The organism is Agromyces sp. NPDC055658, assembly GCF_053618155.1.
In genome coordinates this window covers 43,742-57,054 of sequence record NZ_JBSHHD010000005.1, presented here as the reverse complement: position 1 = coordinate 57,054, position 13,313 = coordinate 43,742, and the positions used below count along the sequence as shown (strand labels likewise).

13 protein-coding genes are annotated in these 13,313 nt (G+C 72.7%); 5 read left to right on the top strand and 8 right to left on the bottom strand.

What is annotated here, in order from left to right:
* Positions 1 to 27: 27 nt before the first annotated feature.
* Complete coding sequence (locus tag ACWGPE_RS04095; RefSeq protein ID WP_231431563.1) at positions 28 to 468, bottom strand: hypothetical protein; 441 nt, start codon at positions 466 to 468, stop codon at positions 28 to 30.
* A gap of 45 nt (positions 469 to 513) precedes the next feature.
* Here ACWGPE_RS04095 and ACWGPE_RS04090 point away from each other — a divergent pair, with 45 nt between their 5' ends.
* The 3 genes from ACWGPE_RS04090 (at position 514) to ahcY (ending at position 3,708) form a co-directional block, all read left to right on the top strand.
* On the top strand, positions 514 to 729 hold the full coding sequence (locus tag ACWGPE_RS04090; RefSeq protein WP_231431562.1) for a DUF3499 family protein: 216 nt from the start codon (positions 514 to 516) through the stop codon (positions 727 to 729).
* Positions 726 to 2,162 carry a phosphomannomutase/phosphoglucomutase gene (locus tag ACWGPE_RS04085; RefSeq protein WP_452048193.1) on the top strand — a complete coding sequence of 479 codons (1,437 nt, stop codon included), beginning with the start codon at positions 726 to 728 and terminating at the stop codon, positions 2,160 to 2,162. The genes ACWGPE_RS04090 and ACWGPE_RS04085 overlap by 4 nt, the downstream gene beginning before the upstream one ends.
* A 64-nt stretch (positions 2,163 to 2,226) precedes the next feature.
* Complete coding sequence (gene ahcY, locus ACWGPE_RS04080; protein ID WP_231431560.1) at positions 2,227 to 3,708, top strand: adenosylhomocysteinase; 1,482 nt, start codon at positions 2,227 to 2,229, stop codon at positions 3,706 to 3,708.
* 101 nt (positions 3,709 to 3,809) lie between these two features.
* On the opposite strand, the gene ACWGPE_RS04075 is transcribed toward ahcY, so the two are convergent.
* Positions 3,810 to 4,670, bottom strand: a complete 861-nt coding sequence (locus ACWGPE_RS04075) for an RDD family protein (protein WP_275506611.1) — start codon at positions 4,668 to 4,670, stop codon at positions 3,810 to 3,812.
* 17 nt (positions 4,671 to 4,687) lie between these two features.
* Here ACWGPE_RS04075 and ACWGPE_RS04070 point away from each other — a divergent pair, with 17 nt between their 5' ends.
* Entirely contained in the window at positions 4,688 to 5,686 is a 999-nt protein-coding gene (locus tag ACWGPE_RS04070) for a stage II sporulation protein M (RefSeq protein WP_275506612.1), read from the top strand.
* 141 nt (positions 5,687 to 5,827) lie between these two features.
* On the opposite strand, the gene ACWGPE_RS04065 is transcribed toward ACWGPE_RS04070, so the two are convergent.
* The 6 genes from ACWGPE_RS04065 to ACWGPE_RS04040 form a co-directional block, all read right to left on the bottom strand.
* Entirely contained in the window at positions 5,828 to 6,565 is a 738-nt protein-coding gene (locus ACWGPE_RS04065; RefSeq protein ID WP_275506613.1) for an aquaporin, read from the bottom strand.
* A 168-nt stretch (positions 6,566 to 6,733) separates the two neighbouring features.
* The gene (locus ACWGPE_RS04060; protein WP_452048192.1) at positions 6,734 to 8,071 is read right to left on the bottom strand and encodes a DUF58 domain-containing protein; all 1,338 of its coding nucleotides are present in this window, start codon (positions 8,069 to 8,071) and stop codon (positions 6,734 to 6,736) included.
* Between the two features lie 46 nt (positions 8,072 to 8,117).
* Positions 8,118 to 9,188 (bottom strand): AAA family ATPase, encoded by a 1,071-nt coding sequence (locus ACWGPE_RS04055; RefSeq protein WP_452048191.1) that lies wholly within the window; start codon positions 9,186 to 9,188, stop codon positions 8,118 to 8,120.
* On the bottom strand, positions 9,185 to 10,453 hold the full coding sequence (locus tag ACWGPE_RS04050) for a DUF4350 domain-containing protein (RefSeq protein WP_452048190.1): 1,269 nt from the start codon (positions 10,451 to 10,453) through the stop codon (positions 9,185 to 9,187). Before ACWGPE_RS04050 ends, ACWGPE_RS04055 begins: the two co-directional genes overlap by 4 nt.
* A complete protein-coding gene (locus ACWGPE_RS04045) occupies positions 10,450 to 11,100 on the bottom strand; it encodes a DUF4129 domain-containing protein (protein ID WP_452048189.1) in 651 nt (216 codons plus the stop codon). The genes ACWGPE_RS04050 and ACWGPE_RS04045 overlap by 4 nt, the downstream gene beginning before the upstream one ends.
* 2 nt (positions 11,101 to 11,102) lie before the next feature.
* On the bottom strand, positions 11,103 to 12,215 hold the full coding sequence (locus ACWGPE_RS04040) for a glycerophosphoryl diester phosphodiesterase membrane domain-containing protein (protein WP_452048188.1): 1,113 nt from the start codon (positions 12,213 to 12,215) through the stop codon (positions 11,103 to 11,105).
* A 402-nt stretch (positions 12,216 to 12,617) separates the two neighbouring features.
* Here ACWGPE_RS04040 and mtrA point away from each other — a divergent pair, with 402 nt between their 5' ends.
* Positions 12,618 to 13,298: an MtrAB system response regulator MtrA gene (gene mtrA / locus ACWGPE_RS04035; protein WP_231431551.1), complete on the top strand. Its 681-nt coding sequence runs from the start codon at positions 12,618 to 12,620 to the stop codon at positions 13,296 to 13,298.
* Positions 13,299 to 13,313 lie beyond the last annotated feature (15 nt).

Here is a 13,313-nt window from a genome sequence, read left to right as displayed (position 1 = left end):
GCGCTTCGCGCTACCGGATCACCGGGGTCAGAAGTGGCGATACCGCCCGGGGGCGAGTTCCCACGGGTCGCGCCCGAGGAAGTCCGCGATCGCGCGGAACACGCAACTCTCGACCAGGAGCTTCTCGTCTTTGTCTTCACCCTCCTGCAGCCGCAGGAACCGCACGATCGGCAACCGGAAGAAGACGATGCGCCGCTCGTCGTGGTAGACCTTCCACCGGTCGATGTGATCATCGTGAATGGCCTCGGCCGGCGCCTGGGCGACCTCGAAGACGACCCCCTCGAGCTCGGGCCAGAGGCCGCGCAGGTACGACACCGTCGTCGCGACCGTGAGCTCGAACTCGTCGAGCCGGTTCGTGAGCATCGGGAGGTGCGGACCGGTCACCGGCGAGCGCATGCCGCGCCCGTGGCGGTCGCGGGCGAGCCGCCTCGGAGAGCGCGGGTCGGCGACACGACGAGAGCGGGGCATACCCTCCATCGTAATGGCGGGGGTCGTCGCTAATCTTGATCTGCCATGAGACGTTGTTCGCGCACCGCATGCGCCGCCGAGGCGGTCGCGACCCTGACCTTCGACTACGCCGATTCGATGGCCGTGCTGGGGCCGCTCGCGACCGTGCCCGAGCCGCACGGTTACGACCTGTGCGCCCGCCACGCCGAGCGCACGTCGGCACCCGTCGGCTGGCAGGTCGTGCGGCACGTCTCACTCGGTGAGGTAGGTTTCAAAGCATGAGTCCCGCTGCAGCGTCCGGCGCTCGTGCGCGCCTCGAGGCGATCGTGAAGGCCTACGACGTCCGCGGGATCGTGGGCGAGGGGCTGACCGACGAGACCGTCGAGGCGCTCGGAGCGGCCTTCGTCGACGAGGTGGGCGCCGCAGGCGGCCGCGTCGTCGTCGGCCATGACATGCGCGACTCGTCGCCCGGGTTCGCGGCGGCGTTCGCGGCGGGCGCATCGGTGCGCGGAGCCGACGTCGTCTCGATCGGGCTGTGCTCGACCGACGAGAGCTACTTCGCATCCGGTTCGCTCGACGCCCCGGCCGCGATGTTCACTGCGAGCCACAACCCCGCCGCGTACAACGGCATCAAGTTCTCCCGCGCCGGCGCGCAGGGCATCTCGCTCGACACCGGACTCGCGGCGATCCGCGATCGCGCCGCCGACTACCTCGAGGGCGGCATCCCCGTCGCAGAGACCGCCGGCGCCGTGACCGAGGCCGACGTGCTCGCCGACTACGCGGCGTACCTGCGGTCGCTCGTCGACCTGTCGAGTGTTCGCCCGCTGAAGATCGTCGTCGACGCCGGCAACGGCATGGGCGGGCTCACCGTCCCCGCCGTGCTCGGCGAGGCTGCCGGCCTGCCCGCGCTGCCGCTCGAGATCGTGCCCCTGTACTTCGAGCTCGACGGCACCTTCCCGAACCACGAGGCGAACCCGCTCGAGCCTGCGAACCTCGTCGACCTGCAGCGCGCCGTGGTCGAGCACGGCGCCGACCTCGGACTCGCCTTCGACGGCGACGCCGACCGGTGCTTCGTCGTCGACGAGCAGGGCGGCGCGGTGAGCCCCTCGGCCGTCGCAGCGATCGTGGCACTGCGCGAGATCGCACGCGTCACCGCGGCCGGCGAGACCGGGGTGAACGTCATCCACAACCTCATCACCTCGCGCTTCGTGCCCGAGACGATCGAGGCGGCCGGGGCGATCCCCGTGCGTACGCGCGTCGGGCACTCGCTCATCAAGGACCAGATGAAGGCGACCGGGGCGGTGTTCGGCGGCGAGCACTCGGCCCACTACTACTTCCGCGACTTCTGGGGCGCCGACAACGGCATGCTCGCCGCGATGCACGTGCTCGCCGAGTTCGGGGCGCAGTCGGCACCGCTGTCGGAGGTCGCCGCCCGCTTCACGCCGTACTCGCTCTCGGGCGAGATCAACTCGGTCGTCGACGACGTGCCCTCGGCCTACACGCGCGTGGTCGAGGCGTTCACCGGCCGCGGCGAGTTCGACGAGCTCGACGGACTGACCGTCACGGGCGTCACCGCGGGAGACGAGCCGTTCTGGTGGTTCAACGTGCGCCCCTCGAACACCGAGCCGCTCCTGCGGCTCAACGTCGAGGGCGGCGACGAGCCGACCATGGCCGCGATCCGCGACGAGGTGCTCGCGCTCATCCGCGTCGAGTAGGAGTCCTCGGCCGACACGAGTTACGCGACGTCGCCCATCGCGCGGGCCTGCGAGAATGGTCGGCATGAGCATCGAGCCCGCCACCATCGCCCTCCCGTTCAAGGTCGCCGACCTCTCGCTCGCCGAGGCGGGGCGACACCAGCTGCGGCTCGCCGAGAACGAGATGCCGGGGCTCATGGCGCTGCGAGCCGAGTTCGGCGCCGCGAAGCCGCTCGCGGGGGCCCGCATCGCCGGCAGCCTGCACATGACCGTGCAGACCGCGGTGCTCATCGAGACGCTCGTCGCCCTCGGGGCGCAGGTGCGGTGGGCGAGCTGCAACATCTTCTCGACGCAGGACGAGGCGGCCGCCGCGGTCGTCGTCGGTCCCGAGGGCACCGTCGACGCGCCCGCGGGGGTGCCGGTGTTCGCCTGGAAGGGCGAGACCCTCGACGAGTACTGGTGGTGCACCGACCGCATCTTCGACTGGAGCGCCGAGGCGACGGCGGCCGGCGCCGACTGGATCGGGCCCAACATGATCCTCGACGACGGCGGCGACGCCACGCTGCTCGTGCACCGCGGTCGCGACGTCGAGGCCGCGGGCGCCGTGCCCGAGGCATCCCCGGGCGACAGCGCGGAGTACCGCGTGGTGCTCGACACCCTGCGCCGCTCGCTCGAGCTCAGCCCCGACCGCTGGACCCGTATCGCCGCCGAGCTCAAGGGCGTCACCGAAGAGACGACGACCGGCGTGCACCGGCTCTACGAGCTGCACGCCGCCGGCGGGCTGCTCTTCCCGGCGATCAACGTCAACGACTCGGTCACGAAGTCGAAGTTCGACAACAAGTACGGCATCCGCCACTCGCTGCCCGACGGGCTCAACCGGGCCACCGACGTGCTCATGGGCGGCAAGGTCGCGTTCGTCGTCGGCTACGGCGACGTCGGCAAGGGCGCCGCCGAGGCGCTGCGCGGCCAGGGCGCGCGCGTCATCGTGAGCGAGGTCGACCCGATCTGCGCGTTGCAGGCCGCGATGGACGGCTACCAGGTCGCCCGCGTCGAAGACGCGGTCGGCGAGGTCGACATCTTCGTCACGTGCACGGGCAACAAGGACGTCATCCGCCTCGAGCACATGCTCGCGATGAAGCACCTCGCGATCGTCGCGAACGTGGGCCACTTCGACAACGAGATCGACATGGCCGCGCTCGAGTCGCTCGCGGGCGCCGAGAAGGTCGAGATCAAGCCCCAGGTGCACGAGTGGCGGCTGCCGACCGGCCGCTCGATCCTCGTGCTGAGCGAGGGACGCCTCATGAACCTCGGCAACGCCACCGGCCATCCCTCGTTCGTCATGTCGAACTCGTTCGCCAACCAGGTGCTCGCCCAGATCGAACTGTGGACCCGTCCCGACGCGTACCCGGTCGGCGTGTACGTGCTGCCGAAGCACCTCGACGAGAAGGTCGCCCGCCTGCACCTCGACTCGCTCGGCGTGCAGCTCACGACGCTGAGCCCCGAGCAGGCCGCCTACATCGGCGTGCCGGTCGAGGGCCCGTACAAGGTCGACCACTACCGGTACTGAGCGCGTGCATCCGCTCGTCGGCGAGCCGGCGGGCGGTGCGCGGCGTGCGGCGCCGCGCCGGAGTCCGACGTGCGTGCGGCGCGGATGCCTCGTGGCCGACGTCAGCGCTCGGGGAACCCGGCCGGGCGCGACGTGAGCACGGGCGCGAGTGCGGCGATGCGCGCATCTTCGAGCGAGAGCGCCGCGGCGTCGCGTTCGCGGCGGAGCGCGGCGACCCCGGCGAGGAAGAGCTCGGGCGGCGCGGCCGGCACCGGCGACACGTAGGGGGAGACCTCGGCGGCGAGCGACGCGGCGACGCGTGCGCGGCTCTCGGGCACGAGGTGCTCGACGTTCGCGAAGAACGACGCGACGCGTCGCGCGAGCGGGTCGGGCAGTCGTGCGACGTCGGCGGTCGTCGCCCACGCCGCGAGCTGCACCGGCACGCCGAAGGCGTTCGACGGCGGCGCAGGCACCCGCTCGACCTGCGAGTGGGTGCCGGCGAGGATGTCGCCGAGCCGCTTCGACGACGGATTGAGGAAGCCGACGAGCAGCGCGAGCCCGCCGAACGTCATGTAGATCTCGACGACGCCGACGAGCGCGCGGATGAACGCGTGCCGGAATCCGCTCGCGCCGCCGTCGTCGCGGACGACCCGGAGTCCGAGCGCGAGCTTGCCGAGCGAACGACCGCGGGCCGCCGTCTCGACCGCCGTCGGCACGATCACGATGACGGTCACGATGCCCGCGATCATCGCCGCGCGCAGCGCCGCCTCGTCGGCGCCGAGGCTCGCGACGATCCAGAGCAGCCCGAGGATGAGCGCGATGCTCACGAGCACGTCGATCGCCGCACCGCCGGCGCGCATGAGCACGCTCGCGGGGCGCACGTCGAGCGAGACCGCCTCGCCGGTGAGCACGCCGTCGTCCTGGAACCGGCCGACCCGCACGAAGGCGGCCCCCTGGGGTGCCGTGCCGGTCGGAGACGCCATGGGTAGTATTCAAGCAGATGGACCTCGAAGCCCTCGCCGCCGCACGCCACGACGACTGGCAGCGGCTCGACGCGCTCGCGCGCGGATCGCGGCGCTTGTCCGGCCCCGAGACCGATGAGCTCATCGAGCGGTACCAGGCCGCGGCATCCGACCTGTCGCTCGTGAAGTCGACGGCGGGCTCGACCGCCCTCGGCGACCGTCTCTCGCTGAGCCTCTCGCGGTCGCGACTGCGCTTCACGGCCGCGCCCGAGAATCCGCTGCGCCGGCTCGCCCGATTCGTCGCGGCCGACCTGCCTGCCGCCCTCTACCGGCTTCGCTGGCCGACGCTCGCGGTCGCCCTCGCGACGTTCGTGATCGCCGGGCTCTACGCGTGGTGGATCATGGGCGATCCGCGCGTGCTCGCCTCGCTCGGCTCTGAGCGCGAGCTCCGCCAGATCGCGGAGGAGGGTTTCGTCGCCTACTACTCCGAGCACCCGGCCGGCTCGTTCGCGGGATCGGTATGGACGAACAACGCCTGGATTGCCGCGCAGTGCGTCGCGTTCGGCATCCTCGGGGTGTGGGTGCCCTGGGTGATCATGCAGAACGCGCAGAACCTCGGCATCAACGCCGCCATCATGTTCACGTACGACGAGGGCGACACGTTCTTCCTCTACATCGCGCCGCACGGGCTGCTCGAGCTCACGTGCGTGTTCATCGCGGCGGCGGCGGGACTGCGCATCTTCTGGGCGTGGGTCGCACCGGGGCCGAGGCCGCGGGGCGTCGCGCTCGCCGAGGACGCGCGGGCGCTGTTCACGGTCGCGATCGGGCTCGTGTTCTTCCTCTTCGTCGCCGGCGTCATCGAGGGCTTCGTCACCCCGGCGCCGTGGCCGTGGCCCGTGAAGATCGGCATCGGCGCACTCGCGCTCGGCGCGCTCCTCTTCTACATGCTCGTCGTCGGTCGCCGTGCGTGGCGGGCCGGCGCGACCGGCGACCTCGTGGATTTCGAGGCGGGCGCGACCCGCATCGTCGCCGGCTGACGCGCGACCTCCGCCCAGGTCCGTTCCTTCAGCCTCCTGGTCGGGAGGCTGCCTCATCGGGTGGGGAGGGCGAGCACGACGAAGGCGGATGCCTCGGGGGCATCCGCCTTCGTGCGATCGCGGCCGTACGGCCGGGCGAACCTACGCCGTGAGGCGCGTCGGCCGGTCGAAGACCGCCTTGTAGATGATGCCGGCGAGCAGCGCACCGACGATCGGTGCGACGATCGACGCCCAGAGCTGGCTCAGGGCGAGCTGGCCGCCGAAGATCGCGGTCGCGATCGAGCGGGCCGGGTTGAACGAGCCGTTGGTGACGTACCCGGCGACGAGCACGAGCACCGTGAGGGTGAGGCCGATCGCGAGCGGGGCGAGGTTCGACGCGGCGCGGCCGGCCGAGGTGACGCCGAGGATCACGAACAGGAACACCGCGGTCGCGACGATCTCGGCGATGAAGAACGACACGAGGCCGAACCCGCCCGGGGAGAGCTCGTCGTAGCCGGTCGACACGCCCTGGAAGATCGCCATGTCGAACTTCGGCCCCGTGGAGAGGATGCCGAGCAGCACGACCGAGCCGAGGATGCCGCCGACGATCTGCGCGACGATGTAGCCGAGCGTGTCGCGCCAGGCGAACCGGCCGGCGATCGCGAGCCCGAGCGTGACGGCCGGGTTGAAGTGGCCGCCCGAGATCGGGCCGAAGGCGTAGATGCCCACGACGACGGAGAGGCCGAGGCCGAAGGCGACGCCGAGCAGGCCCACGCCGTCGGCCGCCGAGAAGATCGCCGTGCCGATCACGCCGAAGACGAGGATGAAGGTGCCGAGGAGCTCGGCGGTGAGCTTCTTGCCGGTCGAGGGTGCATCGACGGCGGGTGCTGTGTCGGACATCTGAGTGCCTTTCGTTGGGACCGGCTCGGCGGATCGAGCGGTCGGCGGACGCGGCGCACGGCCTCGACGGCGCCTTCCAGAGCGTAGCGACCCCGAACTCGTCGGCGCGTGAACCTCGGGCGAATGTCTCGAATCGAGTCGTCGTGCGACAGCGTGCGTCGCATCGCCTCAGAGCTGCCCGGAGGCCTTCAGGTCGAGGTAGCGGTCGGCGAGGGCCGGCGGCAGCTCGAGCGGCGACGCCGACACGGTCTGCCCGCCGAGCCTGCGGATCGCGGCGGCCACGCGTTCGCCGTCGTCGAGTCCGCGCTGGGCGGCCGCGGCCCGGTACACGGCCTCGAGGTCGTCGTGCTGACGGCCGGCCTCGATGAGCGCGGGGTCGGCGACCGACGCCACGACGACCGTGTGCCGCGAGGTGAGCTGCGGCAGCATCGAGAGCAGACCGCGTGAGCTGCCGGGGGAGTCCGCGGCGGTGAGCAGCACGACGAGCGCGCGCCGGCTCGTGACCTGGCGGACGAGCCCCGGCACGAGCGACCAGTCGGCCTCGAGCAGCTCGGCGTCGATGCCCGCCATCGTGTCGACCATGCGGGCGAGCAGGTCGGGTCCGGTCGCGCCGTGCACGCGCCCGCGGAGACGCCGGTCGGTCGCGAGGAAGTCGACGCGGTCGCCCGCGTGCGTGGCGAGCGCGGCCAGCAGCAGGGATGCCTCGTAGGCGGTGTCGAGGCGGGGTTCGTCGGCGATCCGCGCGGCGGCGGTGCGTGAGGTGTCGGCGACGATGACGATGCGCCGATCGCGTTCGGGACGCCACGTGCGCACCATCAGCCGGGCGTTGCCCGGCACCTCGGGGTCGATGTGGCGCGCGGTCGCGCGCCAGTCGATCGAGCGCACGTCGTCGCCGCGCACGTACTCGCGGATCGAGTCGAACTCGGTGCCCTGGCCGCGGATCAGCAGCGGTGTGCGACCGTCGAGCTCCCGCAGGCGCGTGAGCCGCGACGGCAGGTGCACGCGCGAATGGAACGGCGGCAGCACCCGCACGCGGCCGGGTGCCGCGAGGGTCGCCTGGCGGGCCCAGAGCCCGAGCGGCCCGGCCGAACGGATCGTGACCTGCGCCGTCCGCCGGTCGCCCCGGCGCACCGGCACGAGCCGCAGGGTCATGCGGCGCCGCTCGGCGGGCGGGATGACGAGGCGAGTGCGGTTCGCACCGTCGACGCCGGCCGACGGCTCCCACCCGTCGCGCACGGTGGCGCGCATGGTCCGGCCGCCGAGATTCTGCACCACGAGCACCGAGGCGACCGGTTCACCGAGGCGGACGCGCTCGGGCAGCTCGCGCGCGAACGCCACCCGTCGCGGCGACGCCGCGATCGAGAGGTCGACGGCGCCGGCGCCGACCACGACGAACAGCCAGCCGACGAGCGCGAGCCAGGCCTCGGGCGCGCCGGTGAGCCCAGCGATCACCACGGGGACGACCCCGAGGGCGACGAGCAGGACGAAGCGGCCGGTCAGCGCCATCGGAACGGCTCCGTCGTGATCGGCGTCGGGTGCACCCGCCCCGCGTTCAGAGCGGCACCTGCACCTGCTGCACGATGCCGCGCAGCACCTGGTCGACCGACACGCCCTCGAGCTCGGCCTCGGGGCGCAGCTGGACACGATGGCGCCAGACCGGCAGCAGCATCGCCTGCACGTGATCGGGCGTGAGCGAGTCGTGGCCGGTGAGCCAGGCCCAGGCCTTCGCCGCCGCGAGCAGTCCGGTCGTGCCGCGCGGGCTCACGCCGAGCCGCATCGACGGGCTTCGGCGGGTCGCCCGGGCGAGGTCCACGAGGTAGGCGAGCACGTCGTCGGAGACGCGCACGGCGGCCGCGGCGGAGCGGGCACGGGCGAGCTCGGCGGCGCCGAGCACCGGCTCGACGCCGGCAGCGGCGAGGTCGTGCGGGTCGAACCCGTCGGCGTGCCGGCGCAGCAGCGAGATCTCGGCGTCGCGCTCGGGCACGTCGAGCACGAGCTTCAGCAGGAAGCGGTCGAGCTGTGCCTCGGGGAGGGCGTACGTGCCCTCGTACTCGATCGGGTTCTGGGTCGCGGCGACCATGAACGGATCGGGCAGCGGCCGGGTGATGCCGTCGGCCGAGACCTGGCGCTCCTCCATCGCCTCGAGCAGCGCCGACTGCGTCTTCGGCGGCGTTCGGTTGATCTCGTCGGCGAGCAGGATGTTCGTGAACACCGGTCCCTCGCGGAACGCGAACTCCCCGGTGCGCGGGTCGTAGGCGAGCGAGCCGGTCACGTCGCCCGGCATGAGGTCTGGCGTGAACTGCAGGCGACGCGTGTCGAGCTCCAGCGTGCGGCTGAGCGTGCGCACGAGCAGCGTCTTCGCGACGCCCGGCACGCCCTCGAGGAGGACGTGCCCACGCGTGAGGAGGGCGATGATGAGGCCGGTCACCGCACCGTCCTGCCCGACGACGGCCTTGCCGACCTCGACGCGGACCCGGTTGAGGGCGGCGCGCAGCTCGGCGTCGGGCGAGGCCGCGGGCGCGACGGGTGCGGCGGGCGCGACGGGTGCGGCGGGCGCAGCCGGGGTGGCGGGTGCCGCCGTGGCTCCGCGCGGGATCGGGTCGTTCGCGATCGGGTCGGTCATGGTCGCCTTCCTGGTCCGGTCTCGGGTGCGAGTCTCGCACGTACGTCGGCTTCGAGCTCGCCGAGCTCGCCCGCGAGGCGCACGAGGTCCGCGTCGCCGACGGGCTGCGCGTCGACGAGCAGCTGCCGCACTGCCACGGGGTCGCGCCCCGTCGATGCGGCGACCGCCTCGGCGAGGCTCGCGACGTCGACCGCGCGCGGGAGCCGCAACGCCTGCGCGAGCCGGCCGATGGAGCCGATGCGCAACTGGTCGAGTGCGTGCAGCCGCGCCGTGTTCCGCGCGTACAGGCGCGCGCGGCCCTCGCTGGTCTCGCCGGCGGGCACCTGCACGGGCAGGTTCTCCGCGACGAGCGGTCCGAACCGGCGACCGCGCCACACTCCTGCGGCGATCGTGAGGATGACGGCGAGGGCGAGCACGGGCGAGACCCAGCCGGGCGTGAGCTCGGCGATGGTGGGCGCTTCGCCTGCGGCGGCGTCCGTCGGCCCGGGCAGGTACCAGGCGAGGCGCTCGGACGCACCCGTCAGGCCGATCGCGAGCGCCGCATTGCCGTGTTCGGTGATGCGGCCGTTCTCGAACGACGTCGTCGCAGGGACGAGCGTGATCTCACCGCCCCGCCCCTCACCGGTGACGACGGCGAATGCGTCGCCCTCGTCGCGGAAGCATCCCCGCCATCCGTCGGCCGCCGCGTCGTCGTCGACCCTGAGCAGCCCCTGTCCGTCCGACAGCGAACCGGCCCGGCGCGCGGCGGGCACGTCGCAGGCGACGTCGTCGAGCGGCCCGCTCGCGAAGCCCGCGAGCCGGACGCCGGGCGCGAGCGCCTCGAGCGCGACGAAGTCGGGGGCGACGACGACGAGCCGGTCGGCGTACAGCCCGAGCTTCGAGTAGCGGTCGGCCGTGAGCACGCCGAGCTCGTCGTACACGAGCACCGTCGATCCGGACTTCGCCGCGTCCAGTGCGAGGTCGTAGCTCTCGACGGGAGTCACGTCGACGCCGTGTCCGCGCAGGACTTCGACGAGCGCCTTCGCGCCGCCGGGCGCCGCATTGTCGGAACCGAGGAGCGGGCCGCCGCCGCGGGCCGTGCCGCCGATGAGGTTGATCGCGAGCACCCCGAGCGCGACGAGGGCGGCGAAGACGATCCAGATGCGCCGGCGACGCAGTGTGGCGCGGATCGTGGGGGTGAGCGCGGTGGCTCCGGCCGGTGCGGCGGGGTCGTCCGGCGCGGTGGGGGGCGGCGCCTCGAGGGACGTCGTGGCGTGCGGGCTCATCGCACCGCCTCCGCCTCGACGTCCGCCGCTCCCGCCGGGCGCGTTTCGGCGATGCGGCGCTCGAGGCGGGTGAGCTCGTCGTAGCCGACGACGTCGCCCGTGCCGTCCGAGTAGCGGACGTCGTCGAACGCGGCTGCCGCGGAGGCGAGGGACCCGGCCTCGGAGGGGAAGGGTCGGGCCGCGGCATCCGCGAAGGCGCCGGCCGTCGTGCCGGGATGGACCTGGACCAGATCGCGGTCGACGATGCCGCGTACGAGCGCACGGAATCGCTCCTCGATCGCGCGCGGCCAGTCGCCGGCGCGGGCCGCGGCGTCGGAGGCCGCGCGGATCTCGCCAAGGTCGCGCACGTCGTGGTCGTCGAAGAGCGGCAGGGGGGTTCGGCGGGCGCGTCGCAGGCGCGGCAGCCCGAACACGAGGAAGGCGACGACGACGAGCGCGACGATCACGAGCACCACGATGAGCGTGACGACAGGCCCGGGCACGCCGCCGGCTCCGCCGAGGAGGTCGGCGATCCAGTCGCGGATCGCCTGCATCGCGAGATCGAATGCCGTGGGCTTCGCGTTCTGGTACTCGGGTTTCTGCAGTTCGTCCTCGAGCCACCGGCGCGCCTCGGGCGCGTCGGGATCGAGCGGGGTCGCGAGGAGCACGATCAGCGCGGGGTCCAGGTCTCGCCAGTCGAGGCGTCGGGCACGGGGCCGTCGTGATGCGGCGCCGTCGGACCGGACATGGTCGGAGTGGCATACGGATCGCCGGTGGGCCGGCCCGCGTCGCGGTCCTCCACGTGGCGCGCGAGTTCGAGGTCGAGGCCCTCCCGGCGCATCCGCAGGTCGATGTAGATGACCGCGACGAGCGCCGCCTGCACGACGGCCGTGATCGCGCTGATCACGATCGTGAGCACGAGCGATACGACGACGGTCGCGATCATGATGCCGATCGAGGCGCCCGAGCCGGTCGGGTCGATGACCCCCGCGAGGATCGTGCCGATCAGCGAGACCGGCTGCGTGACGAGCTGGCTCGCGAAGTAGAGGATGACCGCGACGAGGAGCAGCGTGCCGAACGTCCGCCAGAAGTAGCCGGTCGTCAGCCGCCACGAACGGCGCACGGCCTGTGCGACGCCGGCGCGCTCGAGCACGATCGCGCTCGGCACGACGGCGAGCTTCGTCGTGAGCCACGCCGAGAGGACGAGGAACCCGAGCCCGCCGACGAGCCCGATCACGAGTCCGCCGATGGCGCCGGCCGGGCCGCCCGTGATCGCGGTGCCCGCGACCGCCGCGGCCGCGATCAGGGCGACGAAGCCGATCACGGCCAGCAGTACCGCGCCCGTGACGATCGCCGTCCAGCCGAGCAGCGGGCCGAACCGGCGAGCGGCCCGTCGCCAGAGCGCACCGAACGCGAGGCGTTCGCCGATCGTGCCGCTCGCGACCTCGACGACCATGACGCCCTGCAGGAACGCGCTCGCGACGAGCGTGATCGCGATGGGCACGAGCATGAGGAGCAGGAACCCTCCGACCGCACCGGACGCCAGGGCGTCGGCGTCGTCGGAGGTCGCCGCGCTCTCGACGCGGTTGAAGATCAGGATCATGAACGGGACGATCACGGCGAGCGTCGCGACGACCGTGACGAGCTGCACGATGAGACCGGAGCCGAAGGTCGCGGCCGGGTTGCGCCGCAACGTCTGGAACGGCGCCCACAGCAGGGTGCCGAACCCGAGCGGCCTCAGCGGCAGGAGCCCGGGCTTCGGCGGCGGCGCCCACCCCGGCACGGGCGGCGGAAATCCACCGGCCGGCGGCAACCCGCCGTGGGGCGGGTACGGGGCGGTAGCCGAGTACGAACCCGGAGCCGGATACGAACCCGGAGCCGGGTACGCGGGCGGCGGGTAGTCGCCGCGGGGCGGGGTCGGGGCGACGGGCGGCGGGTACGCGGGCGGCGGGTACTGCCCGGGCGGCGGATTCCCCCCGGCGGGCGGCACGGCCGTGGGCGGGACCGGTGGCTGGGCATCGTTCGCGCCACCCGGCGCCTGCCAGTCGTGATCCGACACGTCTACGCGCTCCTTCCGGCGGGGTGCCCCCATGCTCGCACATTCGGCCGATGCGCACCCTCGACCGGTTACGCTGGGGGACACCGGATTCCGCCGGGCGATCGGCTGCTGACAGGAACGAACGGGATGACTCCACGCGTACTCGTCGTCGACGACGACACGGCCCTCGCCGAGATGATCGGCATCGTGCTGCGCACCGAGGGCTTCGAGCCCGTCTTCTGCGCCGACGGCGGCGCCGCGGTCGCCGCTTTCCGCGAGCACAAGCCCGACCTGGTGCTGCTCGACCTCATGCTTCCCGGCATGGACGGGATCGAGGTCTGCGGCCGGATCCGCGCGGAGTCGGGCACGCCGATCATCATGCTCACGGCGAAGAGCGACACGGCCGACGTGGTCAAGGGGCTCGAGACCGGCGCCGACGACTACATCGTGAAGCCGTTCAATCCGAAGGAGCTCGTCGCCCGCATCCGCACGCGGCTGCGGCCCACGCCCGAGACGGCGTCGGCGACGCTGCCGATCGGCGACCTCGTGATCGACGCGGCCGGCCACGAGGTGCGCCGCGGCGACAGCCGCATCAACCTGACCCCGCTCGAGTTCGACCTGCTGCTGACGCTCGCCTCGAAACCGCAGCAGGTGTTCACGCGCGAGATGCTGCTCGAACAGGTGTGGGGCTACCACTACAAGGCCGACACCCGCCTCGTGAACGTGCACGTGCAGCGGCTGCGCGCCAAGGTCGAGCACGACCCCGACAACCCCCGGATCGTGATGACGGTCCGCGGCGTCGGCTACCGTGCCGGCGCCACCACCTGAGACCGGGCGACGGGC